Origin of the sequence: Segatella copri (assembly GCF_015074785.1) — a bacterium.
Classification (GTDB): domain Bacteria; phylum Bacteroidota; class Bacteroidia; order Bacteroidales; family Bacteroidaceae; genus Prevotella.
This window is the reverse complement of the sequence record NZ_CP042464.1, coordinates 864,622-889,280: the sequence shown is the minus strand read 5'-3', so window position 1 is coordinate 889,280 and position 24,659 is coordinate 864,622. Positions and strand designations below refer to the sequence as shown.

Here is a 24,659-nt window from a genome sequence, read left to right as displayed (position 1 = left end):
CAGCCTGTATAATTATCGAATCCTAAGATGATATACTTATCTTCAATATACCCTGCTACGTATGCGCCAATATCCTTACCTTTATAAAGAACTCGCTCACCAAGATGAGCATAGAAAAATTCCTCGTTTGTCATACGCTATCGCTATTTTAGTTCATCAAAGTCAAGCCACTCAATCTTTTCGTAACACTCGTACAGAACTTCTATACGCTGTGTTCCGTCTCCTCTAGTGACAAGCCATACGTCATCACTCATCGCTCCATAGTGAAGAGCAGTAGGATTTACGCCACCTCCACTATATCGGAACATTACCCACTTTTTTAATGGTGGCTTCTCTTCCTTTAGGTCGTGCCATAATGATGCAGCATTCACGTAAGGAACGTTTTCTGTATCACAATCGGTAACACCAATCTTTTCTGTACTGAACGTTACCCCGTTAAGCTCATTGTAATCTACCTCATCTTCATTGCTACAGATATTGAGATAAATCTTCTTAGGTAAATTCTTTATTTTCATATCCCTTAAACTTAATTTATGAATATTTACCAATTCCAAATGTCAGCGTATCTTTCATCTGGTGGTGTTTTAATCTTTGGAAATATAGGAGTATTGCTGATAACACGATGGTCGCAACTTCCTGTACTTCCACTAGTAAGTGGCTCTCCGTTACAGACTAATCTATATTTACATTCATCACATTGTATGTAATTCATATCACTTGAATTTAATGATAAAAAACTCGGTATCAAGCCATTTATCGGGGCATAAGCCTTTCTTAGGCTTGCCGATACTAATGCTCTCTATCTCCTTCTCAATTCGTGGACTATCCTTGCGGTAGCCGTTGATGAAGAGGACGTGTGTGTAAGGAATAGCCTTGTAATATGGACTATTGATGCAATAGTTAGCCATTTCGGGGCTAATACTATCCCAGTTTTTAACGCAATGAGTGGGTATCTTCTCGTTGGTACAAGTATCTTCATTCCATAATAAGAAAAGGCGTTTTACCCAATATCCTTTTATTGTCCGATACTCTTCATTCTTTCTTCCGTCCGCAATCATGTCGAACCATTGCTTGCTGACGGTGAGGGTCAATACTTTCTTTTCCATCCTTACACCTCCTCCCAGTCTGTTGCGAGAATAGTCTCAGGAAGTAACCATAAAACTGGTGCAGCTCTTCCTACGCTATTATACATTAATGCCTCTGAACCAAGATAGTTCTTATCAATGTATGCGTATGTGCCGTCCGCAAAAATCTTACGTCTCACTTTCTTCCCCTCCTTCATTCTTCTCAGAGCCTCCGAGAAGTCAAATGTTTCCTTGCTCATTATAATTTTGCTTTAAAGTTGTAAATTGGTTTAATGACATCTATCACATTAACCGTAGGTTTTATTAGCTCAACAATCTCTTCGGTTGGCTTGTATGCCATAGGTGCTTCATCAATGGTTTCTTCACAAACTGATGTGGAATAAATACCATTCATTTCATTCTTGTAAGAATCCATAGATAACTCTTTCTTTGCCTGTGTACGAGACATTAATCTACCTGCGCCATGAGGGGCAGAGCATAGCCAATCTTTGTTACCTTTTCCCTTGCAGATAAGAGAACCATCACGCATATTCATTGGGATAATGACTACCTCATCCTTTTTTGCACTGATAGCTCCCTTTCGCAATATACCCTTGTCTGTATCTATATAGTTGTGAATGGTTGTAAAAGAATACTTATCTGAATTAGCATCAATATCTACACCTAAAGCATTTACAAGTCTGTTGGCGATAATCATTCTGTTTCGTTCAGCATATTTTTGAACTATGCGCATATCATTGAGGTAGTCATTGAGCAAATCACCTTCCAAGTAAGAAAGTTCCTTGCTTATATTTTTAGTACCTAATGACTTAATAACACTCTGTATCTCATTTTCTCTGCCTTCGCTTTTTAGCTTGGCAATAACCTCAGACTTATCAGCTATTTTCTTACGGCAATACTCGTAGGCAAGTTTTTGGTAATAGTTGCATACCCTAACACCAAGGTTTCTACTTCCTGTATGTATCACAAGAAACTTCTCTCCTTCTTCATTTGCATCTAACTCAATAAAGTGATTGCCACCGCCAAGACTTCCAACAGAACGATATACTATTTCCATGCTGTCAAGACAATCCCAAGCACGGAATTTGCCAAACATACAACCATCAACCAATCCGTTTATGTAGGCTGATACTTCTCCCTCGTTGACATTAAAACCAGACGGAATCAACTTATTGACTGCTTCATCAAATTTCTGCAAGTCAATATCAACTTTACCAAGTCTTACGACTTTCATGCCGCAGCCTATATCTACTCCAACAGTGTTAGGAACTACTCTGTTATCAAGCTCTATTACCGTGCCAATAGTGCATCCTTTACCTGCATGGCAATCTGGCATTATTCTTATTTTACAACTATTGTAAGCCTCGCTATTAGATAGGGTTTCTATCTGTTTGATAGCTTCATCTTTTATTGTCTTTGCGAAAATCTTTGTAAACTCATTCATATCTCTTAATCTTTACGTTTAACTTTCTCAAAATAAAACACTACCTTCTTATCGAACTGAGGAATAATAAGACCATAGGCAATACTCATCTTCATTTGAAACTTGGCAGCGCCACTTAGCAAGCCAACCGCCTGCCTCTTTATTTCTGCTCTGAACTGTTCTAAGGTCATATCCCTCTTACGGAAGTTACAAGCACGGCAAGCTGGCATATAGTTCTCTAAGCTATCCTCGCCTTGAGTTACTGCGAACTTGCCTTGTTTCTCATCCCATCTGGAATACATTCCTCTGTTTTTGGGAACAATATGGTCTACTTGCATATCCTTGTACTCTATAGTCCTGCCACAATAGGCACAATGACCATCATACATACGATATACCTTTAGTCTAGTTTCCTTCTTCATTTCTTTCATAACCTTCATGTTGTTTACAATAATGTGCCCAAGTATCTAAAGCATCCTTATCTTCTTTACTTAAATCCATAAAAGTGTCAGTATCTTTTATTCTCATTTTTCTTCTTTTTACTTATTAAACTTATCGTCTTGGTGATGCGGTGGTCTTTGAAATCGACTTTATATCCCGCTCCTGGTAACAATATGCGATTATAGCAGAGATAACGAAATATCCAATAAGGCGTATTGCGCCTCATTATCTTCTTTGCTAGTCTAATCTTCATTTCTCACCTCCTTCATAAATGCTATATAAACAATATGTATAATATCCCAAGAACAATCCAAACAAAAAACATCTTGTCACTTCATAAACAGATGGATTAAGGATTGTTCCAACGAGAAAATATCCCATTATAATGCAGGAAAAGACTATAATGAGTATCCTAGATGTTCTTTTCTTCATCATTTTTCTCACCTTCCTTTCTGTCGAACTTGTTTCCGCAAATACAATCATACTTACATACGGCAACAAGATTTAAATCAAACTCATCTTCTCCTTTAATAGAAGCTTTGAATCCACAACCTTCATAGCCAACCTCATAGATTACTGAGCCATCCTTTGTTAAAAGGTCGTGTTCCCATACCTCTACACCATTCTTGTCTTTCAGTCCTGTGAACATACAGACTGTAGAAGGGTCAACGTCAGTTATACCATCTTTTATATGGTCTCCTCCTATACATACCCTATTCCCTAGACGTACTAAATCGCCCTCAAACCATTTTCCTGAGTTGAGCTGCTTAGCCTTGGATTTTATGTTTTTTATTTTCATAAGCTATTCATATAAAATTGTTATTCTTTTACTTTTATCTACCTTCAATATAGCTTCTTCTGCTTTATCAATCGAAGAAAACAAATAGTCTGGGCAAAGGTTATATGCACCATAATCCCAATAATGGATAAGTCCAAATAACAATGAATGTCTCTTATCTACACGATAAGCAAGGATTGGATTATCCTGAGAATCGTAATGTATGCCTTTAACAGCCTTACTTTTGCGATACATGTCTACTATTCTATAGGTTGCCATAACTATTTTTTCTTTAAAGGTATACACTCCATTAATGACCTCACCCCATCGCACACAGGACAATAGTGTTTACCATCAATCATCTTCCAGTTTGAGAAGTCTTCAATATCAGTACTTTTGTCGTGGAATAGTGCAGAGCAAGTATCTGTACCGCCAAAAACTTCTCCGCATCTATCGCAAACAATCTGATACATTGTAATTGGTCTATACATAAGCTATTCTTATTTAAGTTTGACTGGCTCATCGGAAAAAGACAATTCTCTTCCGATGAGTTTTTTAATGCTACCTTGTGGAAGTTGAAAACCATAAGCTCCATATCTATCTTGTGGCAACCAATAATTATGTTCGATACAATCACCAGCCCACATATCAGGCTTGCAGTTGAATATCCATTCTCCGATATAATCTTTTGCTACCCATGCCATAACTATTCCTCCGTTTTTATATAAGGACAAACAACTACCTTTCGATAGTGCTTACATTCATCCTTGTAATCGCAAAAATCACAAAAACAATACGCCATACTATTCCTCCACTTCTACGCCAAATGGAGTGCCATCGGCAAAGGTATAGTCTCTTAATACCTCCTTGTAATTATAAGGTTTATCTTCAATACCTATGAAAAAAAGTTTCCCAAGAGCCTTGCATACTAAAAACTTTTGTGTGTCCTTATCCTTCACCCACCCAAACGGCTGATGCTTTTGCATCTCTGCCCAGCACTCTTCTGCGTCCTTAAATGGGCGGTAGGTAGTCTCTGGCTTGATGCGATACTCTGTATGTTTCCAAAACTCAATCTCCTTCATTTCCGTCCAATCATTCGGAACATCTGAACCTTCTATGAAACTTGGTTTGGTTCTACACTCAATTATCCTTCCTTCTGCAAAAGCTTGCATAATAGGATAAAATTCTTTAGCTTCAATTCTATTCATAGCTTTAATAATTTAGTTAAATACTTATCCATACTATAATACACTATCTGAGTAATAGTGTATACATAGAATGATTTACATCCTTTAGTTTCTTTCACTCGTAATATAGTACTTCCTGTTATTACCCATATTGCTAGTATGATTAAAGGCAACAAAGAACCTTCAATTACGAATACTATAGTACATATAGGAATCATAAGTAACACATATACTAATCGCTTCAAGATTTTCATATCACTCCTCCAACTCTTTAAGTGCCATTCCTATACCAATAGCAACAATTACAAGAAAGATTCCTAATTTTAATAAAATTATCATATTCTTCTTTTTACCCTCTCCCTTTTACAGGAGAGGGTGGTTAATTACTTGGATGGCTCAGTATATGATACTGGTTCCCATACATCGTAAGCTGTCAGCAAAACTGGAGCGATAACAGATGGGGCGAAGATGATAGATGCTACAACATCTGGAGCATTCAACTCGTAGTTAACACCTTCTACTTTGTTTTCCTTACTAGCCCAGCCATAAGGCTTTGCTGTAATCGTAGAGCCATCTTTCTTTTTAAAAGTCTTCTCGCTAGAGCAAGAAGCGAACAAACTTGCAACGACTAAGGCTGCTAAAATAATCTTTTTCATATTACTTCTATTTATATCCCATAAGGGATAGTTAATCAATCTTCTTTATACTATCGACTTCCCAACTATAAATTAAGTATTCTCGGTTAGAACGAGTGCCATCTTTCTTGGGAATATTAACTCTAACCTGAATCTTTCCATTATAATAACCATTGCTATTACATGGAACTAAACTAACAATCCAACAAATATCAAATCTTGAGCATCTTACCTTGTCGTTAACCTTGAAAGGAAGACTTTTGATATATTTATTCACATCAGAATAAATCTGATAATTGGCATTACGAATGATGTCTTTCTGTATTGATACCTTTGCTTCTAATTCTTCTTTTGTCATATCTTTAAAATTTATGCCCGAAGGCGGTTAGTTACTTTAAATAATTATTTTTAATTTATCTGGTAATTCAAATTGAATTTGAAATGTTCTACGTATAGGATAGCCTTGATTTACATACGTCTTACCAAGATAAGCAGTAGTTGCAATACTTGCATATCCTAAATTACCATTGCTCTCATAACAAGTTACATCACAATTATCATATACTGTGTCTATATCTGCTATGATTTTTCTGAGTTCTCCTAATTTCATATCTCTATACTTTTAAGTTAACAACTTCTTCTTATAATTATTATATATATCACATGGAAGAGTACAATAACAATATCTCGAATCTGATTCTTGACACTCTTTATATTTATTAAAAGGACACTTTGCCATACCTACACCTCCATTTTGTGATTAATATTCAAGCTAAAGAAAATGTGCTGTAACTGATGAACAAAGTTAATACTAGCAAGATTGTGTCTGTCTAGACCTACGCACACCAAGAACTCACCCAAAGTTATTATATCTTTTGTTATATACAGATAAGCTCTTTTTGTTGGCAATTTATACCAATCATAGCCATCGTTCTTCCATCCGTTCTTCTCTAGAATCTCTGGAGTGAGAGGAATCGGAACAATATTATCCTTATCAGCATATTGAATTTCTCCATTTGGGAACTTGATTTGGTATGAGAGTACTTCATTTTCGTTTTCCGTACCAATTACCTCAACGATATATTTCTTTACACCTACATATACAGAGATAAAATCTCCTGGAATGTATTCTAGCTTATCCATACGCTTTACTTCATTAACCTAAGTTCTTTCTAGCCCAAGCTTCTGCCTTTGGCTTAGTCTTGAACTGTTTGTTTTTTACTTCATGCCAAACTCCATAAGGAGCGGTTTTATACTCGATGAGAAACAAACCTTTCTCAATTTTGACTATTCTATATTCAAAATACATACGCTTATATTTTTAAATTGCTATCTAATTGCAAGCCAAAAAGAATATGTTGGAGTTCATCTACACATTTTATCATAACAGTATCGTCTTTTCCGTCATTGAAAGATACTCCGATAATTCCCAAGAAATTATTATATCGCAAAGTGAAAGGGTATTCTTGGTGTTTATACCACCTATGCCCAAAACATTCTCCTTCTGAGCGATAACATGTCCATCCATTCTTTTTAAGAAACTCTTCCCAAATATGAACGTGCATAATATCATTTTGACAAATTTTGCCCAAGCTTTGCCCATCAATAACTTTCAAGTCGTAAGAATAATCTATATTGAACGGATAGATGCTACAGACAATACAAATAAATCCGTGACTATAAACTATATCACCCACCATATAACGAGGTGGTTTCCTAAATTCTTTATGTGCCATACGCTTTACTTTTCTAAAGATGAATATATCCATTTACTTCACACAGAACCTTTTCTAGCAGGTTCTTTAGAATCTTCAATTCATCATTTGAATATGTAGCTATAGGATAACCATCAAGGGTAGTTTCGCCAAAGTAGCCACGACTTATCTTTAATGAGTGTTTATTCTCTTTCATTTTCTTTGCCTTTTACAATATTGTACACTTGTTTTAACTCATCTGTTGATAAGCGTTTGAAATCAAAAGAACTGATAGCGTAGACGAGAGTATTACGAAGATTCTCTTCTTTAACATCTGATATTTCCTTTTCTGTAGGAACAGATATACTTTTCCTATCCCAGCTATCGCCACCATATTGCCAGCCAGAATCTCTCCTAAATCTAGCGTTATTAGCAATAATTTGAGTTTTTGTCACTTTATCAACCTTGGCGATACGTCTATAATACCTACTTATAACTAGAACATCATCACCAACCACCAAATCTTTAAGCTCTTTCATTGCTTCCTCCTTTCTTTTTAGGAACGTACTCATCTAACTCATCGTCAAACTCATAGCAGTCTGGGCAGTAGTGCTTATCGCCTATCTCTGCCCATTCGCTTTCCATTGCTTGCTCTTTTGCAGTTCCTTCGTCCAACCAAGCCCCGATGCCATTAAACTCATCAATGAAGGTCTTTCCACATCTGTCACAAACGACAGAGTACATAGTAACTGTCTTAATCATGGTTGCCTCCTTTCGTAATTAAGTCAAACAACTCTTCTACGAATATCCAATCAGACAAATGGAATATATTGACTTGCTCTTCCCACATTTCTTTATATGTATCGCAAGTGGTTTTATCAAGCTCATCGTTCATATCGTAGAGCTTTCTATTACCGAATTCTTTTGAGAACGCAAGAACCTTTCCGTTGTCGTTACGTGGAACTTCGCTAGCAGGGTGAAACATGTCCTTCAATAGCTCATTGATACCCCACTTAGCACCTAGTCCAATGGCTTCTTTGATGTCCTCTTTGTAGAACATTTCTTCCTTTTCATCATTGTTGAAGACTATCTCTTCACCATTAAGCAAGAATCTATCCTCGTAGATTTCTTCCTTTGCAGCTTCTATTTTATTATCATCTATCATAATCTACCCTTTCTTTTTCTAAGTTCTAACATCCTCCTAGTTCTACGGTTTTCCTTGCCACTAGGAGGATTACCAGCGAGTTTAAAATGTGGAATGCAATCATAATCTCTATAGATATGAGCTTCATTGATTGCATTGATTTCTTCACTAGTCAAGGCTTCTTTAAGTGATACACCAGTTGGTGTTACAATTATCTTTGCATCGTCTCTAATCATACTTAACCCTCCACGTTATTAGTTGTACCTAACAATGATTCATTGCCGATGTAAGGAATACATTGATTCCAACTACAATGATTTATGCATACGTAGCAGTCTTCCTTTTTAAAACTAAAGAAACTTATACTCCATTTATCTCTACTAAAGTCTCTTACCAGCACTTTATCGAATGGTTTCAGCTCAACCTTTGGCTTTAAATCCACAATCTGTTTCTTCTCAGCATCCCAAGCCTTGCCTTTCTTTGCGAGAGCATCAAAGAGCTGCTGTTTCTCTTCTTCTGTAGCAAATCTATACTCTTCAGATGATTCCACCTCATCGGCAAACAATAATCCAACCATTTCATTTAGAGTAACATAGAAACTAAGGGTATGCTTATAAATCTTTCGGCATATTGCTACTGATTTTCCATATACCACTATATCCCCATCCTTGAACTCAAGCTTCTTTTCAATTTCCAAAGTTTCAAGGTTTAACTTACCGCCACATCTATTCTCTATTTTATTGATGTAACACTGGCTCAATTCTTCACTAACCTTAAAGTAATCTTTTGTTAATACATTCGTTTCTATGATAAACCTTTCAATACCATTATCAACTTTCAGCCAATACTTACATCTTATCATTTCATAAGTATCACTTGTAAATCTATCAAAAATGACTTGTGTATTATAGTCGTTATTTTGAAGTACATCGCCCTTTTTCCATAAGAATTTAGACCAGTCTGCCATATTCTCAGAAGGTTGCAATACACATTGCCCTGCTCTAAAGAAATTGCCATTATGCCAAAATCTATGTTGGTTATTTGAATTAAGTTCTTTCACCACAATAGATTTCTTTTTACGAACATCAATAATTTTTTTAAGCTCTACAGCTCCACATATTCGGGAATACAGCTTAGTTCCTTGCGGCTTATCCTTTAGGATTTCCGCTATATTTATTTTTGTTTCCATATTATTTTACTCTTATAAATTGAACATTCTTTTTGTCTTTTCTTTCGATTGCGGCACAACAAATATCTTTGCAGATATTTTCATAAATATTGCTGCTTATCTCGTCAAAGAAGCAACCATTACATTCTTCTGTCTCGCTTTCAACCACCTTCAAGACGATTTCTGAGCCTATAGGTAAATCTTCCATACGCTTAATTTCTCATTATGTGACACTTAATAACCTTGTGAACCGCATTTGGCTGCGATTCATTAAAACTATTAATGAACTGACGCTCCATTTTCTCGGGAAAAATGGGCTTTGTCGGCTTCGGCATAGTAAGGACGGCTTGAATCTTTGCCCCCCCCATCCAAAGTAAGCAAACATCTGCGAGTAATTTTCTCAAATAACATTTTAGTATCTCCTATTATTTAAACGTTAAACAAAATCTTAGTTTTTTATAATTTAATTATATACCACGATAGAAGCGAAACGAGCCGAAGGCGAGCCCTCCATTACCTCATAGGTATTAGCATACACCCTACAGACTACCCCTCCCTTGATATAAGTATAGTTATTGAGTATCATATCCTTTATGTAGTCAATAGAGGATAAAAAACGCTTTTCTATGTTTCTGTATTTGCATAAAATCTCGTTTTTGACCGCAAACTTTACTAAATCAAAGGCTTTCTGTACGCTCACGCTTAATTTCTTAGCTATATACTTATATGATATACCATTCTCTCTAAACTTATCGCCGTAGCCAAAACGATTACAAACCTTCTTTGCCGCCTTCAACTCTTTTAAGCCTTTAGGGTGCTTAGACTGCTGAATCATTTGCTTAGCGTAATTCTTTCGATTCTGTACATCAATGATAAGCATAGCAGATAAGGTATCTTCTATAAACTTTACATTCTGCGCATAGGCATTCTTTTTAGAATCATTCCTTGAAATAAACTCGATATTAGGAACAAGGACGTTCCTGTGAGAGGTATGACTTTTTAGAGACTTGAAGACGAGGCAACGATTATTCTTGCCCGTGAACTCAACCAAGCCCAGAGCCTTCAAGGTATCAATACGCTTACGGACAGCACAGGCACTTACTCCCGTGATTTCGTGAAGCTTATTGATGCTCCATCTTTGCACGGCAGAAGACTTGACCCTTGTCTTAATGAAAAGGGAAAATGCAATTGCTTTCCTTAGTTCGGGATTGCAATACATATTGTTCAATATCTTTCTGCGTATCTCCATTTTACAGATGCTTTAAAAAGTCAAGAGCAGCAAAGAAATGGGGATTCTCTGCTGCTCCGTATTTAGTAGCCTTGCGGCTCACGTAAATCCAAACTCTTACACATTAGAAAGTTCCCCATAAACTCGCTAAGTGATAGTGTTCTATCTTAAACACACCGCAAAATTAATAAAAATCTGTCAAATAACCAACTTTTCTATTAATAAATTTAAAATAATTAATAGTTTTTATTCGCTTTTTAATAGATTTTTATAACTTTGCATTATATTTTCTATTAATAACCAAATAATAAGTAATAGCGTATGATATACAATCAATATCAGCAATACGAACTCTCCGACCGCATCATGCAAGCGGTATGTGAGGTAGGCAAGGTTACGTTCATGGAACTTTGCTCTGCGGTGAAGACCGTCAAGCTCAACACCCTTAGAGGACTATATTGCCTCATAAGCCGTGATTATTGCATTCATCCCGACCGCTCGGCTCGCCTACTCTGCCGTACCAGAGCAAACGTAATCAACCAAGCACGAAAGTATATGCAATACGTTCAGTCAAAGGATAGGTATACCTTATCTATATATAACCAAATCGTAGAACTCTTAAAAAGTAACAAAGAATGAAAAGAACAGATTATGAGCTTACCCTGCCCGACCAGCTCTTCCCAACGGACAATGACCTAGAGATTCCGACACTCGATATTGGTATGCAAGCCAAGGAGTGTCAGTCACCCTTCCTTTGCTTCGGCGAACAGAAGAGAACCTTCAACCTCAATGGCGAAGGCTCTTTGCACTTCTATACCGATGATTACCGCTTCTCAGCTATCTACGAGCACCCTGAGAAGATATTGCAGCATCACCCTGCCGTTATCGTTGAGCCGAACTTCTCCTTATATAATGAGATGCCCGTATCTTTCGGCTTGCAGGCTATCTACAAGAAACGTTGGATTGCCCGTTGTATGCAAGGTAAGGGTATCGGTATCTTCGTTGACCTCAACGTGGCGCAGAAGTTCTATCGCCTCAATATGATTGGCGTACCTCGTGGATGGCGTGCCTTCGCTACCCGTGGATATTCGGATAGACAGAATAACCTCGCCTTTGAGTATTCCATCGCAAGCGATTGGGCAGAGGGCAAAGAGCCGCTATTTGTTATCTACGGCGGCGGTGCTGAGTGTCGGCGGTTCGCCCAGACCCATAGAGGTTGCATCTACATCAACCCCGTTGTCACTACTAAGAAGCAGCTTGCCGCCTTGCAGAAGATTCACGAAGGTGTTGCCTTTATCGGCGAAGAGTTCTCTGTTAAGGCGCAGCTTGATAAGCTCACCCCTTTCTCCAAGCAGATTGAGGATTTCCGAACAGATAACGTCTCTAAACAGATTGAGGAAAAATAAGATTGTTTATGCGAGATATGGCATTTATTTGCTGTATCTCGCTTTCTTTTGTATCTTTGCATCAGCAAAACAGAAATTGTGGAATATAGGTTCTGAGGTGTCATAACAATATGTATTAGTTAAGATTTGGTTAATTGAAAATAATAGTTAGTTATTAGTCTATAAGCAGCCGCCTGTGATAGGTAGCTGCTTTTCTTATATATAAGAGGTATAATATTTTATGATAACTTCAAAGGCTACTCATTATATGGGTAGCTTTTTTATTTGTTTACACACAATCTATTATTTTCTATTAAAACCCGAATAATCTCCGTAACTTTGCAAATAATAATTATTAAATAATAAAATTATGGCAAGAGAAAAGAGAATCTCACAGAACCCATCCATCGCAAAGGATGAGCTTCTTGTAAAGCTGGGTTTTCGTGAAATGATTGACATTACAAAGCTCCTCTATAATGAGGGGCAGATTGATGGCGTTCCAAAGAACCCTCGCTACTTAAAGGAGAGCGAGCACGACAAGCTCGTCAAGTCACTCGCCGATAGCCCAGAGTTCTTAGAGTACAAGCCTTTGATGGTTTATGGCTTGGAGGATGGTACATACGTCACCATCTGCGGTAATATGCGCCTCAGAGTGGCTAACGAGTTACGCATCGGTGGAAATACGAACTTCGATAAGCTGCCTTGTTTCGTATTGAAGACCGATACCCCAATTCAGAAAATCAAGGAGTATGCTATCAAGGATAACGTGCAAGCTGGTAATTGGGATTGGGATGAGCTTGCGAATGGTGAGTGGGAAACCGATGATTTGCAGAATTGGGGCGTTGATTGCTCTTTTCTTAATACCGATGAGGATGATACCGATATTGATGAGCTATTCGAAGATGCTCAAAATACCGAGAGTAAAGTTAAAGATATTAAGCTCTCCGTCCATATTCCACAAGAGTTGGAAGATAAGGTAGATGAGATTAAGGAGATTATCAAGTCTGCCGTCTCCGAATACGATGGTGTGGAAATAAAATAACAGAGATATGGAAGTCTATCTTGCGTGGGAGGCTTACTGGAAATCTTAGTAAGTTTTGGAAAAGTGTTAGTATGGAATTATATATAGCAGGGACTTTAAGCAGACCCTATGTTTATGAAAAGGCTATGGAAGTTTTTTTAGCAGGTGAACACCCAGTAAAGAACGGCAAGGATGCCGATTGGGAAGGATTAAATATATTGGAAACTTACTATTATCTACAGAATAATAAAGAGTTTCCTCGATTGATAGGCAATTTTCAGAATTTCCTATTAGATAGTGGTGCTTTCACATTTATGTCGGGAGCAGGTGTAGTTAACTTCGACAAATACGTGGAAGGATATGCTGCATTCATTAAGAAGTGGAACGTAAAGAACTTCTTTGAGCTTGATATTGATTCCGTTGTTGGTATCAGAGAGGTTGAAAGACTTCGTGAAAAGCTCGAAAGATTAAGTGGACGTAAGCCTATCCCCGTTTGGCACAAGTCACGAGGAAAAGAGTATTTTGTTGAAATGTGCAAGAATTATCCTTATGTGGCTATCGGTGGTATCGTAACCAAAGAAATACCTATCAATAAATATGAGAAGTTATTTCCTTGGTTCGTAAAGACAGCACATAAATATGGCTGCAAGATACATGCCCTTGGATATACAAATATCAGAGGATTGCATACGTATCACTTTGATTCTGTAGATTCTACAGCTTGGCTTTATGGCAATATGAGCGGTTCTATATATAAGTTCAATGCCAAGAACGGAACTATGGATAAAACAAAAGCACCTGAGGGCAAGAAACTTCGCTCAAAGTTGGTTGCTGCACATAATTTCGGCGAGTGGGTACGCTTTATGAAGTACGCTCGTGCTCGCTTATGAAGGTTTATCTTAGTGGCATATCGGGAGTAAAGCCTTATCTCTTAAATGGAGATATTAAAGCAAACGAGGTATTTGCTCTTGAATCATTCTATTCCGTAAGAGATTGGCAGAAACCGTTGATTCCAAAGTTTGCATCATTTCTCTTGGATAGTGGAGCATTCACATTTATGAGTAATGCCGCAAAGCACGGAAATATAGATTGGCTCAGCTATGTTGATAGATATTGCGATTTTATCATAGAAAACGATATAAGACTATTCTTTGAGTTGGATATTGATAAGATTAAAGGTCTCAAATATGTAGAAATGTTACGGCAGCGAATTGAAGATAAAACTCATCGCAAGCCAATACCTGTTTGGCATATAGGGAGAGGAAAAGAGTATTATCTACAAATGATAAAAGAATATCCTTATATTGCCATTGGTGGGATAGCAGCAAAAGAAATGCCCATATCTAAATTTGAGGCATTATTTCCTTACATGATAGGGATGGCTCATAAGAATGGATGTAAGGTTCATGGGTTGGGATATACAAGAGTTGATAATCTACAAAAATATAGATTCGATTCTATTGATTCCACAACATGGACTGTAGGGGGGCGATTTGGAGAAGCTTCTAAATTTGAAAATGGTAGCATAAAACGTTTATCATTTAGAGATAAGGGAGTTAAATACAAGATGGTGAGAGATAAAGAAGCTCTTACTTTATATAACTTTAAAGAATGGTTAAAATTCCAGCATTACGCTGATAAAAATTTATAGATTATGAAAGATTCATTGATTATTGTATCAGGAGGTATGGACTCGGTAACTCTCCTGCATGAGAAGAAAGAGAGTATCGCTCTCGCAGTATCTTTTGATTATGGCTCTAACCACAATCAGAAGGAGATTCCTTTTGCTAAGTTGCATTGTGAGCGACTTGGTATCAAGCATATTGTTATTTCACTTGGCTTTATCCACGACTACTTTAAGTCGTCTCTCCTTGAGGGCGCAGAAGCTATCCCAGAAGGTAATTACGATGATGAGAATATGAAATCAACCGTAGTTCCTTTCCGTAACGGCATTATGCTCTCTATCGCTTGCGGCATTGCTGAGAGTAATGGATTGAAGAAGGTGCTTATTGCTAACCATTTCGGCGACCATGCTATCTATCCAGACTGCCGCAAGGGCTTCATTGATGCCATGTCAGAGGCAATGAAGAATGGTACTTACGAGGGTATTACCATTGATGCTCCTTATACCAATATTACGAAGACAGATGTTGCTCGCCACGGCAAGAAGCTTGGTATCAACTACGCTGAAACTTGGAGCTGCTACAAGGGTGGTGAGAAGCATTGCGGTAAGTGTGGAACTTGTATGGAACGCAAGGAAGCTCTCCGTGATGCTGGTATCTCTGACCCAACTGAATACGAGGATGAGTAAGGCAAGTGGAGGTACACGAAACTATTCGGGTAATCCTAAGACGATGGCTAAGAGAGAATCAGAATTTCAAGCCATCGTCTCTACGGGCAACTATAAAGATAGCTACTTCGATAAGAGCGGCGGTTACTATGTGGTACATAAACATCATAATGAAATTGCTGACCCGAACACCAATAAGGAAATGTATGCCGCAGAAGTTCTTGCAAAGAAGGGTTATCGTATATATTTAATGAGCGAAATGTCGTATATAACGGGAGCGAAGAAAACTGATGGCTTCAAAGAGCACGCCGTGATGGATATGAAAACCATCAACTCGGCGAGTGCCTATAAGGTAGAGAATGCGTTGAAGAGTGCTGCAAAGCAAGGGGCAGAGGTTGCTATCCTCATACAGAATAACAAGGCTATGACAAAGGAATATGTCAAAGACCAAATTTCTATGTATCTCACTCATGCAAAAGGAAATGAAAGAGGTAACTTAAAAGAAGTTATTGTTGTTGGCTTATCAGGCAATGTTCATCGCCATAAGCTTTGATAAAAACAGCAAAGCAGGTACACCTCTTTGCCTTTGAAGAATAAGCATGAAATCGAGCAGCCAGTGTACTGACCCACCCGATTTATTCCTCTCGGTCGCAAAATTAAGAATAAAAATTGAAATAACAAAATAAAAGGAAGAAAAATTATGTATTACGTTTCAAAAAGAATGGAGATTGCCGCTTGTCATAAGCTGAATCTCTCTTATGAAAGCAAGTGTGCCAACCTTCATGGGCATAATTGGATTATTACTGTCTACTGCAAGGCTGAAAAGCTGAACAAGGATGGTATGGTGATGGACTTCAAGCATATTAAGCAGAAGATTCACGACTACCTCGACCACGGCAACCTCAACGAGCTTTTGTTTTTCAATCCTACTGCTGAGAATATCGCCAAATGGATTGTTGCTCAGTTCCAAGAGTGCTACAAGGCACAGGTACAGGAAAGTGAAGGCAATATCGCCGTTTATTGTGACGATGATAAGATTGACGGAAAGGAGGCTCTCTAATGGCTAAGTATAAAGTAAACGAAATCTTCTACTCTATCCAAGGTGAGGGAAGACATGCAGGCAGAGCGGCTATCTTCGTCCGCTTCTCGGGTTGTAATTTAAAGTGTCCTTTCTGTGATACTGATTTTAAGAAGTATGAGGAAATGGGGGCTATTGATATTCTGAATAAGATTCAGTTGCTCTCACCTGATTGCAAGTTCGTTGTCTTTACGGGCGGTGAGCCTACATTGCAAGTGGATGAGGAGCTTACTACCCTTCTCCAAAATTGGGGCTACTATATTGCTGTGGAGACCAACGGAACGCACAAGATTCCAGGTGGTATCAACTGGGTTACGTGTTCTCCTAAGTGCTTATTCGTTAAGGGCGCAGAACCTATCATAAAGATTGCTACTGAGGTGAAGGTTGTCTTTGATGGTGAGCACGAGATTACCGATTGTGGTATTGATGCAGATTACTACTACGTTCAGCCTTGTGATACAGGCGATGCGAAGAAGAATGCTGAGATTCTGAAACAGACAGTTGCTTTCGTAGAGGCTAACCCTAAATGGCGGCTTTCCTTACAGCAGCAGAAGATTCTCAACGTGAAATAAATCATTTCGCCTATGAGCAAGAATAAAAAGAAAACCCCGACAAAGTATCGTCCTATCTGCTTTTATTGTGGTGGGAAACTTTGTTGGGATTCATCAGGTGACCGCAGCGAGGATGATGATTCCGTAGTGGATTACTATCATTGTATGCAATGCGGTACTTCTTATGAGGTATATGAGCCTAATGAGGAGGAGAAACAAGATTATAAAGAATTTTGGAAAGGTAAATAATATGGCTAAGATTACAAAAGAAACAGCAGAAAAGCATATCAAAGAACTCTTGGAGTATATCGGTGAAGACCCTAACCGCAAGGGCTTAGAGGGTACGCCCGACCGCATTATTAGAATGTGGAAAGAAATATTCAGAGGCTACGACCCATCACAGAAGCCAAAGATTACTACTTTTGATAATGGCAAGGATGGTATCGTCTATGATAACATGGTTATCGACCAAGGTGATTTCCATTCAAACTGCGAGCATCATTGTGTTTGGTTTTGGGGCAAGTATTGGTTCGCATATATTCCGAACCCAAAGGGAAAGATTCTCGGTATCTCTAAGATTGGTCGTGTAGTTGATTACTGCTCCGCTCGCTTACAGATACAGGAGCGATTGGTACACGACATCGTAGATATGCTGAAAGCGGCTCTCGGTAGCGAATACCCACCACTTGGTATTGCTCTCGTGATGAAGGGTCATCATTCTTGCAAAGAGTTCAGAGGCGCAAAGAAGAAGGGCATTATGACCTCTTCTTACCTTGAAGGTGCTTTCAAAGATGACCCACAAGTGAGGGCTGAGTTTATGAACCTCGTAAATGGTGATAAGTATGAAGGTTAAGTCAGTCAAAACACAAATCTTGGAGGAAGTGGGTTTTCTGCTTCCTACCAAGAAGCTTCTTTCCTCTAAGGAAAAGGTTGAAATCATGGAGCAGTTTTTGATGATGCCAGCTTGCGAAGTGGTGAAGCTACAGCAAGATGGGCGTAAGGCTGTTTTTGTTCAGCAGATAGCAAAATTGCTCTATAACAACAATCTCGGAGAGTATTTCGATGTGCTGAAAATGTGCCGAGATATGGCAGCAGAGGAAGAAGAAAATAAAGGTGCTTTTCTTAAATAAAAGCTATTGTTGGGAATAAATTAGGAATAAAAGTTATTAATATGCCATTATCAAGAGATGAAAGCAAGCGTAAAAAACAGCTTGCAAACCTTGAAAAAGGTAAGTTTAAAAAAGGTGGAGTTGGCAACCCCAAGGGCAGACCACCAAAGCCTAAGACGATGTCATTATTCATCGAGGAAATGAAGGAGAAGGGCTATGAAGTGCCTTCCTCTCAGATTATCGCAGAGTCTTTTCTGTATATCGCTACGCTGCCCGAAGACGAATTGAAGGCGGTGTTGGCTGATAAGTCACGCCCGATGATGCAACGCATTATTGCCAAGGGAATACTTGACAAGAAAGGACTTGATGTGCTCGAAAGAGTTATTGATAGAGCTTACGGAAAGATTCAGCGCATTGACCTTACAAGCAAGGGTGAGCAGATTAAGCAAGACCCATTGCAAGTACATGTTGTTACCAATAATGAAGAGTATCAGAAGATTCTCGCTGAGATACAGAAAGAGAAGGAAAAGAAGGACGCTGAGCCAGACAGGACAGCAGAATGATAAAAGAGACAAATAAAGGATAATAGAGATATGCCGCACGTATATTTAGCAAAGAACTACATGAGGGTAAAGGCAGCAAAGGAAGCAGGGTTTACAACTTGCTCTCTTCAAGGCTCAAGTCGTAGTGCCAAGACGTATAGCGTTGTGCAGTTCCTTTGTATGTTTTGCTTCAACTATGCTGGAACGACCGTTTCCATCATTCGTGCTGGTATGCCTTCCATTAAACGAACTGTCTATCGTGATTTCAAGGATATAATGCTCAACTTTGGTTGGTGGGATGATAAGTGCATGAATAAATCGGAGTTCGTTTATACTTTCCCTAACGGCTCTTGGATTGAGTTCTTCTCCACCGATAACGAGCAGAAGGTGCGTGGTTCTAAGCGTAAGATACTTTTCGTAAATGAGGCGAATGAGCTTTCTTTCATCGAATGGCAGCAGCTACAGATGCGTACCACGGAGTTCTCTATCCTTGATTATAACCCTTCCTTCTCAGAAGACCATTGGATAAATCAGGTAAACGAGGAGAAAAGCACTTATTGGTTTATATCCACCTATAAGGATAACCCTTTTCTCGAACCAAAGGTTATCGCTGAGATTGAGAGCCTTAGATGGAAGAATCCGAGCCTTTGGCGTATTTATGGTTTGGGATTGCGCTCTATGGTTGAGGGCTTGATTTTTAAGAATGTAGTTGTTGATGATTATATTCCTATACAAGCGCACAGACACCGATACAGAGGTATTGACTTCGGTTACTCCAATGACCCTACGGCGATTGTTGATGTGTATATCTACGGAAAGATTATCTATATAGATGAAATATGCTATCAGACAGAAATGCTTACTTCTGATATTATCAGGGTATTGAAAGAGGATAAAAAAAATATTGAGGTAATATCAGAGAGTGCCGACCCTCGTCTGATTGATGAAATCTATAATGCTGGTATTGATATAAAACCTGTAAAGAAGTTCGCAGGTTCTATTCAAGCTAGTATTATGAAGATGCAAGAATACACAATTCATATAACAAAACGCTCTACAAATGTAAGAAGGGAATTTAATAATTATACCTATCGCCAAGACAAGGAAGGAAAGTGGCTTAATGAGCCTATAGATATGTATAATCACGCCATCGATGCATGCCGATATGTTATTATGGAGAAGTTATTGGGTGATTATGGTAGCGGAATGCAAGCCGCCGACATTCTCGGTCTGATGGGTTAAAATCGAAATGCTTATGAAACGAATATATGATAAACAACCAAGGGAGCATCATCGTAAACGCTCCCACTATAATAGCAGAGGAGTAGCCAAATTATCCTTTGATAATGAGAAGGTAGCCGCAAGATACATAAAGAAAAAACGGCTACTCGGTTACTCCGTATATCTTTGTAGTGAGTGCAATCATTGGCACATTGGAAGACTGCCGAAATAGGCGTTTTTCTTTTGTTTACACAGGGTTTCTTCTTTATGCCTATATAAGTCATATTATTACTAACTTTGCCCTTGTTATAACAAAAAATATTCATATATGAGAGCAATAGAACAGATAGTATCAATACAAGATGCGAGCACAGTCCGCTCGGTATTGACAGCAAGAAAGAAAGGCTTTAAGACACCACTGATTGTGCTTGAAGACCAATGGAATCCATCAAAGCATAAAATCTTTGATGAGGATTTCCGTCCTAAGAAGCGAATCAAAGTACCTACGGGTCAGTATGACCCTATCACACAGAAACCGATTTATAAGGATAAGAAAGTTGAGCCAGTAAGAATCGCTATCCCTGCTCAGAAGTCAATCACAAATCTTACTGTTGGTTTCTTGTTTATGAATGCCGTTACCTATAAAGCTACGGCACATGGTGTTGATATAAAGAAGATGGACGATAAGCAGCAGAAGCTATATGACGGCATCATGCACTGCTATCACGACAACAAGATGAAGTACTTCGATAAGCGACTTGCCCGTACCCTCTTCAAGGAATGTGAGTGCGCCGAGTTATGGTATATGCCAACAGACGCAGAGGGAAAGCTTCGAGGCGAAATCCGAGTTCAGTTGCTTTCACCTTCAAACGGCGATAAGCTCTACCCTCATTTCAACGATTTCCATATCATGGACGGCTTCGCTCGAGAGTACTATGTATATGATGAGCTTGGAAAATCTGAGCTACATTTTGATGTATATACAGATAGATTGTGCTATCAGTACACTAATATTGATGGCGCAGGTTGGAAGCTTATTTCTGCCCTACCTCATGGCTTCACCAAAGTGCCTGTCGTTTACTATAGACAAGACCAAGCTGAGTGGGAAGATGTTCAATGGGCTATTGATAGAGTGGAGACCTGTATTTCAAATTGGGGTGATACGAATGACTACTTCGGCACGCCTAAGTACTTTATCAAAGGTCGTTTGGAGGGCTTCGCTGAGAAGGGCGAGCAAGGCGCAGTTTTCCAAGGTGGCAGTGATGCAAGTATGAACGTCCTTTCTTGGGATAAATCACCTGAGAGTGTGAAGGGTGAAATTGCTTATCTCTTCAATATCATCTATTCATTTACCTCAACAGCCGACATCAGCTTTGAGAATATGAAGACTTTGGGCAGCAACACCTCGGGTGCGGCTATCCGTTTGATGTTCACCGCTCCTTATATGAAAGCGGATTTAAAGACAGAAATGTTCGGTGAAATGTTTACTCGCCGCTCGAATATCGTAGCTAACGGCATCTGTAATACGGGAGTTTACGTAAAAGGTATCGACCAGAGTGTTGCTGAGCAGATTGACTTTGAACCGGTCTTCAAGCCATATCTGCCAAAGAATGATGTTGAAATGTTGCAACTTATCACTTCATCCAATGGTGGTGCGAAATCTACCTCTAATCGCCGTGCTATCGAGCTTAACCCTCTCAATGATGACCCTGATAAGGTTGAGGAAGAAATGAAGAGTGAACAGGAAGAAGCGTTGGCGCAGCAAGCAGCCCTTTCGGGACTTGGTAGTGCCGCAAGTGGAAGTCAGTCAGTTTCCAATGAAGAAGAGGAAGAAGAATAACTATGTCAAAGAAGCTCACATCAAAACAGCAGAAAGAACAACTGAATAATCTGTTCGCCGTTTATAACAAGCGGTTGGGCAGATTATACAGCGATTATGTCAAGAAGCTCACCTCTCTTGGCTATGGAGAAGATGTGCTCGAAGATGATGTGCTTTTCAACTTTGATAACTTTCCGCAGTTAAAGGCTCGTTTGAACGACATCTTTAATGATTACTATCAGAATAGCCTTCTTTGTTATAAGAGCGGTATCACCGATGGCGTTGCGTTGGCGTATAACCACGATGAAATGGTTATAGGCGGTTATTCCGTGCTTACTGATAAAGCTATAAGGGTCGCACGAGATACCGCCGCAGCCACGTTTATTTCAAATCGCTTGAAAACAAAGAACGGATTGAATCTCGCTCAGATTATTTGGAACTACTGCCAACAGACAAAGAGTGAATTTGAAATGGCTATGAGTGATACCATTGCGGACGGAATCAAAAAAGGCTCATCAGCAGAGGAAGTAGGCAAGAGCATACGAAAGTATCTCAACGACCCAGATATGATGTATCGCCGTTATCATACTATCAAGGTTCAGAAGAACGGAAAGAAGAAAGATGTGGTGACTTGGCGCAGACGTAGAATCATAGACGGCAAGGTGCGCTTTATTGAAGAGCCATTGGAGAAGGTAGGCATGGGTGTTTACCGCTCGGCGAGAAAGAACGCTCTCAGAGTAGCAAGAACGGAGATAAATTCCGCATATCACAAGGCAAGAAATGAACGATGGCAGAACGAACCATTCGTTATCGGTCAGTATATTCACGTATCACCACAGCATAATATTGATGATATATGCAACGACCTTGAAGGTCGCTACCCGAAAGATTACGTATGGATTTCTTGGCATCCTCAATGTATCTGCACCTCAGACCCTATCACTATACAAGGCGAGGAGAAGAAGGAGTTTTATAAACGCTTGATGGCTGGCGAGGATATGAGTAACTACGTCTCCCCTTTTGCCGTGCTCACTATGCCAGAAAAGTACAATCAATACATCAAGGATAACTCCGAAGCTATCGTGAAGGCAGGAATGAAGGGTAAATTGGCTTGGCATTTACAAGACAACACAAAGTATTGGGTACATCTTTTAAGCCCGTCAGACCGCAAGAAATTGGGGTTAAAGGCGGTTTCTTCTAAGGAGCTTATACTTGCGAAGGCAAAGGAACGCCACGCCCTTAGAACTAAGGAGCAGATAGATAAAATACAGAGCCGATGGGATAAGCATAGACGTGACTATTACAATGGCTTGGTTCATAATCTGCTCGGTAGTAAATCTGTTACGGATATAAAGAGCCAAGACCTCTTTGAACGGTACTATGCTATCCGTTATGCTATCAAGGACAAAAAGAGTGCTTCAGAGATAGCTTTTTTGTTTGATAGATTCAAGCGAGGTTATCAGACTAAACTTGCATGGACTGACCGCAAGGTTGCGATGAATGTTATGAAGGTGGCTGCTAATTACGGAGAAACCGATGTTTCTTCCGTTCTAAGCGCATTAAAGTCTGCTAACTATACATTAGCAAGGAAAGAAGCAAAAACGCTCGCAAACGCCATTTCTGCTATTAAAAAGGATGAACTATCACTTTCCGCTCTCATCCCTGATGTCAATAAGTGGCATAAGCAGTTCACGTCACAGGAATTGCACGGAGTATATGATGCCGTAGAAGCGAAGTTGGCTCAATGGCAAAGCTTGACGCTTGAAAAGCAAGCTAGCAAATTGCAATTTGAGGCAGTTGATTTCCTTGGTGGAAATATGCACGGGGTTCAGCAGAAGTATGCTACATGGAAGGTATCGCAAGCGGCATATCTCAAAAAGCTTGATGAGGTAAATACGGCGATTGATTGGGTAAATATCAATAAAGCTTATGCTGACGTAAAAGGTTATAAGACACAGAGCAAGATATATCATAAGCTTATCTATGACCTTGAACACGCTATGCTCGCAAAGGATAAGACCCTTGCTGAGCAGTTGCTTTATGAAGCTAAGCAAAAGAAAGAAACGCTTATTAATGCGAAAGCAAAACGAAATGCGAAGAATGTTGTATTTGATACAGACCGATTCTCTCAATCAAGGAAAGATGCCGCAGTATGGGATAAGGGTAATGGTGCAAAAGCTGATAAAACCCTCGTAGATGTTGCATCCAAACAATGGATAGCAGCAACAGAAAAAGAAAAAGATTTCACATACGAATACACTCATCATTATTGCGATGTAAATGAACCATTACAAGGAAGAAAATATGATAATTACCAAACGAAGGAAAGGTTCATAGAGAAGGTTAATAATATAACAAGCTATATAGAAAAGAACGAACTTCCTACCGATATGTGGTTTACAAGAGGTGATGATGGAATGAAAGTTATTGAATCACGAATTAAGTTTGCTGGCGGTTCTATGCCAAAAAACCTTCAAGACCTTGTTGGAATGGAAATGCAAGAAGGTGGTTTTATGTCAACTGGTAGCCGAAAAGGAAAAGGCTTCAATACTCGAAGTGTTATCATGAACATATATGCACCAAAAGGAACAAAGGCTGCTTACGTAGAACCTTTCTCTGCTTTCGGTTGTGGTGATAAAAGAAGTTGGGATGGAGTAAGCCGTTTCTCTACGTATAGTTCCGAGCACGAAACACTCTTTCAGAGAGGAACACGAATGCGAATAACAAAGGTTTATGAAGAAGGTGGAAAGACCTACATAGACTGCGAGGTTATAGGGCAAGAAATAAGAGATTTATCTTATGTAAAGGATAGCAATATCGGATATTAAACAAAAAAGGTGTACCATTACGGCGCACCTTT

The 24,659-nt window shown here is 39.0% G+C and carries 38 protein-coding genes; 16 read left to right on the top strand and 22 right to left on the bottom strand.

Annotation, left to right across the window (positions count from 1 at the left end):
* Positions 1–143: 143 nt before the first annotated feature.
* The 22 genes from FO447_RS03925 to FO447_RS03825 all read right to left on the bottom strand — a co-directional run bounded on the left by FO447_RS03925 (position 144) and on the right by FO447_RS03825 (position 10,804).
* A complete protein-coding gene (locus FO447_RS03925) occupies positions 144–515 on the bottom strand; it encodes a hypothetical protein (protein ID WP_200757770.1) in 372 nt (123 codons plus the stop codon).
* A gap of 198 nt (positions 516–713) precedes the next feature.
* On the bottom strand, positions 714–1,106 hold the full coding sequence (locus tag FO447_RS03920) for a hypothetical protein (protein WP_200757768.1): 393 nt from the start codon (positions 1,104–1,106) through the stop codon (positions 714–716).
* Positions 1,107–1,108: 2 nt separating this feature from the next.
* Entirely contained in the window at positions 1,109–1,324 is a 216-nt protein-coding gene (locus FO447_RS03915) for a Thoeris anti-defense Tad2 family protein (RefSeq protein WP_200757766.1), read from the bottom strand.
* Positions 1,324–2,529 (bottom strand): RtcB family protein, encoded by a 1,206-nt coding sequence (locus tag FO447_RS03910; RefSeq protein WP_200757765.1) that lies wholly within the window; start codon positions 2,527–2,529, stop codon positions 1,324–1,326. Before FO447_RS03910 ends, FO447_RS03915 begins: the two co-directional genes overlap by 1 nt.
* A 5-nt stretch (positions 2,530–2,534) precedes the next feature.
* Positions 2,535–2,930: an HNH endonuclease gene (locus FO447_RS03905; protein ID WP_200757764.1), complete on the bottom strand. Its 396-nt coding sequence runs from the start codon at positions 2,928–2,930 to the stop codon at positions 2,535–2,537.
* Positions 2,914–3,036 (bottom strand): hypothetical protein, encoded by a 123-nt coding sequence (locus tag FO447_RS16190; RefSeq protein ID WP_262893227.1) that lies wholly within the window; start codon positions 3,034–3,036, stop codon positions 2,914–2,916. Before FO447_RS16190 ends, FO447_RS03905 begins: the two co-directional genes overlap by 17 nt.
* Positions 3,037–3,361: 325 nt before the next feature.
* On the bottom strand, positions 3,362–3,748 hold the full coding sequence (locus FO447_RS03900) for a YopX family protein (RefSeq protein WP_200757763.1): 387 nt from the start codon (positions 3,746–3,748) through the stop codon (positions 3,362–3,364).
* Positions 3,749–3,751: 3 nt separating this feature from the next.
* Positions 3,752–4,006: a hypothetical protein gene (locus FO447_RS03895; RefSeq protein WP_200757762.1), complete on the bottom strand. Its 255-nt coding sequence runs from the start codon at positions 4,004–4,006 to the stop codon at positions 3,752–3,754.
* 221 nt (positions 4,007–4,227) lie between these two features.
* The gene (locus FO447_RS03890) at positions 4,228–4,431 is read right to left on the bottom strand and encodes a fructan hydrolase (protein ID WP_200757761.1); all 204 of its coding nucleotides are present in this window, start codon (positions 4,429–4,431) and stop codon (positions 4,228–4,230) included.
* Positions 4,432–4,530: 99 nt separating this feature from the next.
* Positions 4,531–4,935 carry a hypothetical protein gene (locus FO447_RS03885; RefSeq protein ID WP_200757760.1) on the bottom strand — a complete coding sequence of 135 codons (405 nt, stop codon included), beginning with the start codon at positions 4,933–4,935 and terminating at the stop codon, positions 4,531–4,533.
* Positions 4,936–5,297: 362 nt separating this feature from the next.
* On the bottom strand, positions 5,298–5,570 hold the full coding sequence (locus FO447_RS03880) for a hypothetical protein (RefSeq protein WP_153081646.1): 273 nt from the start codon (positions 5,568–5,570) through the stop codon (positions 5,298–5,300).
* Between the two features lie 31 nt (positions 5,571–5,601).
* Complete coding sequence (locus FO447_RS03875) at positions 5,602–5,907, bottom strand: hypothetical protein (protein ID WP_200757758.1); 306 nt, start codon at positions 5,905–5,907, stop codon at positions 5,602–5,604.
* Between the two features lie 36 nt (positions 5,908–5,943).
* Positions 5,944–6,159, bottom strand: coding sequence for a hypothetical protein (locus FO447_RS03870; RefSeq protein WP_200757757.1), 216 nt, complete (start codon positions 6,157–6,159; stop codon positions 5,944–5,946).
* Between the two features lie 131 nt (positions 6,160–6,290).
* Positions 6,291–6,692: a hypothetical protein gene (locus FO447_RS03865; protein ID WP_200757756.1), complete on the bottom strand. Its 402-nt coding sequence runs from the start codon at positions 6,690–6,692 to the stop codon at positions 6,291–6,293.
* A gap of 170 nt (positions 6,693–6,862) precedes the next feature.
* Complete coding sequence (locus tag FO447_RS03860; protein ID WP_200757755.1) at positions 6,863–7,285, bottom strand: hypothetical protein; 423 nt, start codon at positions 7,283–7,285, stop codon at positions 6,863–6,865.
* 161 nt (positions 7,286–7,446) lie between these two features.
* Positions 7,447–7,782 (bottom strand): beta barrel domain-containing protein, encoded by a 336-nt coding sequence (locus FO447_RS03855; RefSeq protein ID WP_200757754.1) that lies wholly within the window; start codon positions 7,780–7,782, stop codon positions 7,447–7,449.
* Positions 7,769–8,005 (bottom strand): hypothetical protein, encoded by a 237-nt coding sequence (locus FO447_RS03850; protein ID WP_118063117.1) that lies wholly within the window; start codon positions 8,003–8,005, stop codon positions 7,769–7,771. The genes FO447_RS03855 and FO447_RS03850 overlap by 14 nt, the downstream gene beginning before the upstream one ends.
* Entirely contained in the window at positions 7,998–8,408 is a 411-nt protein-coding gene (locus FO447_RS03845) for a hypothetical protein (protein WP_200757752.1), read from the bottom strand. Before FO447_RS03845 ends, FO447_RS03850 begins: the two co-directional genes overlap by 8 nt.
* Complete coding sequence (locus FO447_RS03840; protein WP_200757749.1) at positions 8,405–8,623, bottom strand: hypothetical protein; 219 nt, start codon at positions 8,621–8,623, stop codon at positions 8,405–8,407. Before FO447_RS03840 ends, FO447_RS03845 begins: the two co-directional genes overlap by 4 nt.
* Before the next feature lie 2 nt (positions 8,624–8,625).
* Positions 8,626–9,576: a hypothetical protein gene (locus tag FO447_RS03835; protein ID WP_200757747.1), complete on the bottom strand. Its 951-nt coding sequence runs from the start codon at positions 9,574–9,576 to the stop codon at positions 8,626–8,628.
* A gap of 1 nt (position 9,577) precedes the next feature.
* Positions 9,578–9,763 (bottom strand): hypothetical protein, encoded by a 186-nt coding sequence (locus FO447_RS03830; RefSeq protein WP_200757745.1) that lies wholly within the window; start codon positions 9,761–9,763, stop codon positions 9,578–9,580.
* 255 nt (positions 9,764–10,018) lie between these two features.
* The gene (locus tag FO447_RS03825; protein ID WP_200757743.1) at positions 10,019–10,804 is read right to left on the bottom strand and encodes a hypothetical protein; all 786 of its coding nucleotides are present in this window, start codon (positions 10,802–10,804) and stop codon (positions 10,019–10,021) included.
* A gap of 300 nt (positions 10,805–11,104) precedes the next feature.
* Here FO447_RS03825 and FO447_RS03820 point away from each other — a divergent pair, with 300 nt between their 5' ends.
* The 16 genes from FO447_RS03820 to FO447_RS03745 all read left to right on the top strand — a co-directional run bounded on the left by FO447_RS03820 (position 11,105) and on the right by FO447_RS03745 (position 24,627).
* Positions 11,105–11,422 (top strand): hypothetical protein, encoded by a 318-nt coding sequence (locus FO447_RS03820; protein WP_200757742.1) that lies wholly within the window; start codon positions 11,105–11,107, stop codon positions 11,420–11,422.
* Positions 11,419–12,189, top strand: coding sequence for a DUF4417 domain-containing protein (locus FO447_RS03815; RefSeq protein ID WP_200757741.1), 771 nt, complete (start codon positions 11,419–11,421; stop codon positions 12,187–12,189). The genes FO447_RS03820 and FO447_RS03815 overlap by 4 nt, the downstream gene beginning before the upstream one ends.
* A gap of 349 nt (positions 12,190–12,538) precedes the next feature.
* Entirely contained in the window at positions 12,539–13,210 is a 672-nt protein-coding gene (locus FO447_RS03810; protein ID WP_200757740.1) for a ParB N-terminal domain-containing protein, read from the top strand.
* Positions 13,211–13,335: 125 nt separating this feature from the next.
* Positions 13,336–14,079: a hypothetical protein gene (locus FO447_RS03805; protein WP_200757739.1), complete on the top strand. Its 744-nt coding sequence runs from the start codon at positions 13,336–13,338 to the stop codon at positions 14,077–14,079.
* Positions 14,076–14,840 (top strand): hypothetical protein, encoded by a 765-nt coding sequence (locus tag FO447_RS03800; protein WP_200757738.1) that lies wholly within the window; start codon positions 14,076–14,078, stop codon positions 14,838–14,840. Before FO447_RS03805 ends, FO447_RS03800 begins: the two co-directional genes overlap by 4 nt.
* 3 nt (positions 14,841–14,843) lie before the next feature.
* On the top strand, positions 14,844–15,500 hold the full coding sequence (queC, locus tag FO447_RS03795; protein WP_200757736.1) for a 7-cyano-7-deazaguanine synthase QueC: 657 nt from the start codon (positions 14,844–14,846) through the stop codon (positions 15,498–15,500).
* Complete coding sequence (locus tag FO447_RS03790; protein ID WP_200757734.1) at positions 15,493–16,032, top strand: hypothetical protein; 540 nt, start codon at positions 15,493–15,495, stop codon at positions 16,030–16,032. The genes queC and FO447_RS03790 overlap by 8 nt, the downstream gene beginning before the upstream one ends.
* 147 nt (positions 16,033–16,179) lie before the next feature.
* Positions 16,180–16,539: a 6-carboxytetrahydropterin synthase QueD gene (queD, locus tag FO447_RS03785; protein WP_200757733.1), complete on the top strand. Its 360-nt coding sequence runs from the start codon at positions 16,180–16,182 to the stop codon at positions 16,537–16,539.
* Positions 16,539–17,129 carry a 7-carboxy-7-deazaguanine synthase QueE gene (locus FO447_RS03780; protein ID WP_118312638.1) on the top strand — a complete coding sequence of 197 codons (591 nt, stop codon included), beginning with the start codon at positions 16,539–16,541 and terminating at the stop codon, positions 17,127–17,129. Before queD ends, FO447_RS03780 begins: the two co-directional genes overlap by 1 nt.
* Before the next feature lie 12 nt (positions 17,130–17,141).
* Positions 17,142–17,357: a hypothetical protein gene (locus FO447_RS03775; RefSeq protein ID WP_200757732.1), complete on the top strand. Its 216-nt coding sequence runs from the start codon at positions 17,142–17,144 to the stop codon at positions 17,355–17,357.
* A 1-nt stretch (position 17,358) separates the two neighbouring features.
* Entirely contained in the window at positions 17,359–17,961 is a 603-nt protein-coding gene (gene folE, locus FO447_RS03770; protein WP_200757731.1) for a GTP cyclohydrolase I, read from the top strand.
* A complete protein-coding gene (locus FO447_RS03765; RefSeq protein ID WP_200757730.1) occupies positions 17,951–18,238 on the top strand; it encodes a hypothetical protein in 288 nt (95 codons plus the stop codon). Before folE ends, FO447_RS03765 begins: the two co-directional genes overlap by 11 nt.
* Positions 18,239–18,279: 41 nt before the next feature.
* On the top strand, positions 18,280–18,780 hold the full coding sequence (locus tag FO447_RS03760) for a hypothetical protein (RefSeq protein WP_200757729.1): 501 nt from the start codon (positions 18,280–18,282) through the stop codon (positions 18,778–18,780).
* Positions 18,781–18,810: 30 nt separating this feature from the next.
* Positions 18,811–20,001: a PBSX family phage terminase large subunit gene (locus tag FO447_RS03755; RefSeq protein WP_200757728.1), complete on the top strand. Its 1,191-nt coding sequence runs from the start codon at positions 18,811–18,813 to the stop codon at positions 19,999–20,001.
* A 307-nt stretch (positions 20,002–20,308) separates the two neighbouring features.
* Positions 20,309–21,820 carry a phage portal protein gene (locus FO447_RS03750; RefSeq protein WP_200757727.1) on the top strand — a complete coding sequence of 504 codons (1,512 nt, stop codon included), beginning with the start codon at positions 20,309–20,311 and terminating at the stop codon, positions 21,818–21,820.
* A 2-nt stretch (positions 21,821–21,822) separates the two neighbouring features.
* Positions 21,823–24,627 carry an ADP-ribosyltransferase gene (locus FO447_RS03745; RefSeq protein WP_200757726.1) on the top strand — a complete coding sequence of 935 codons (2,805 nt, stop codon included), beginning with the start codon at positions 21,823–21,825 and terminating at the stop codon, positions 24,625–24,627.
* The last annotated feature ends 32 nt before the right edge of the window (positions 24,628–24,659 follow it).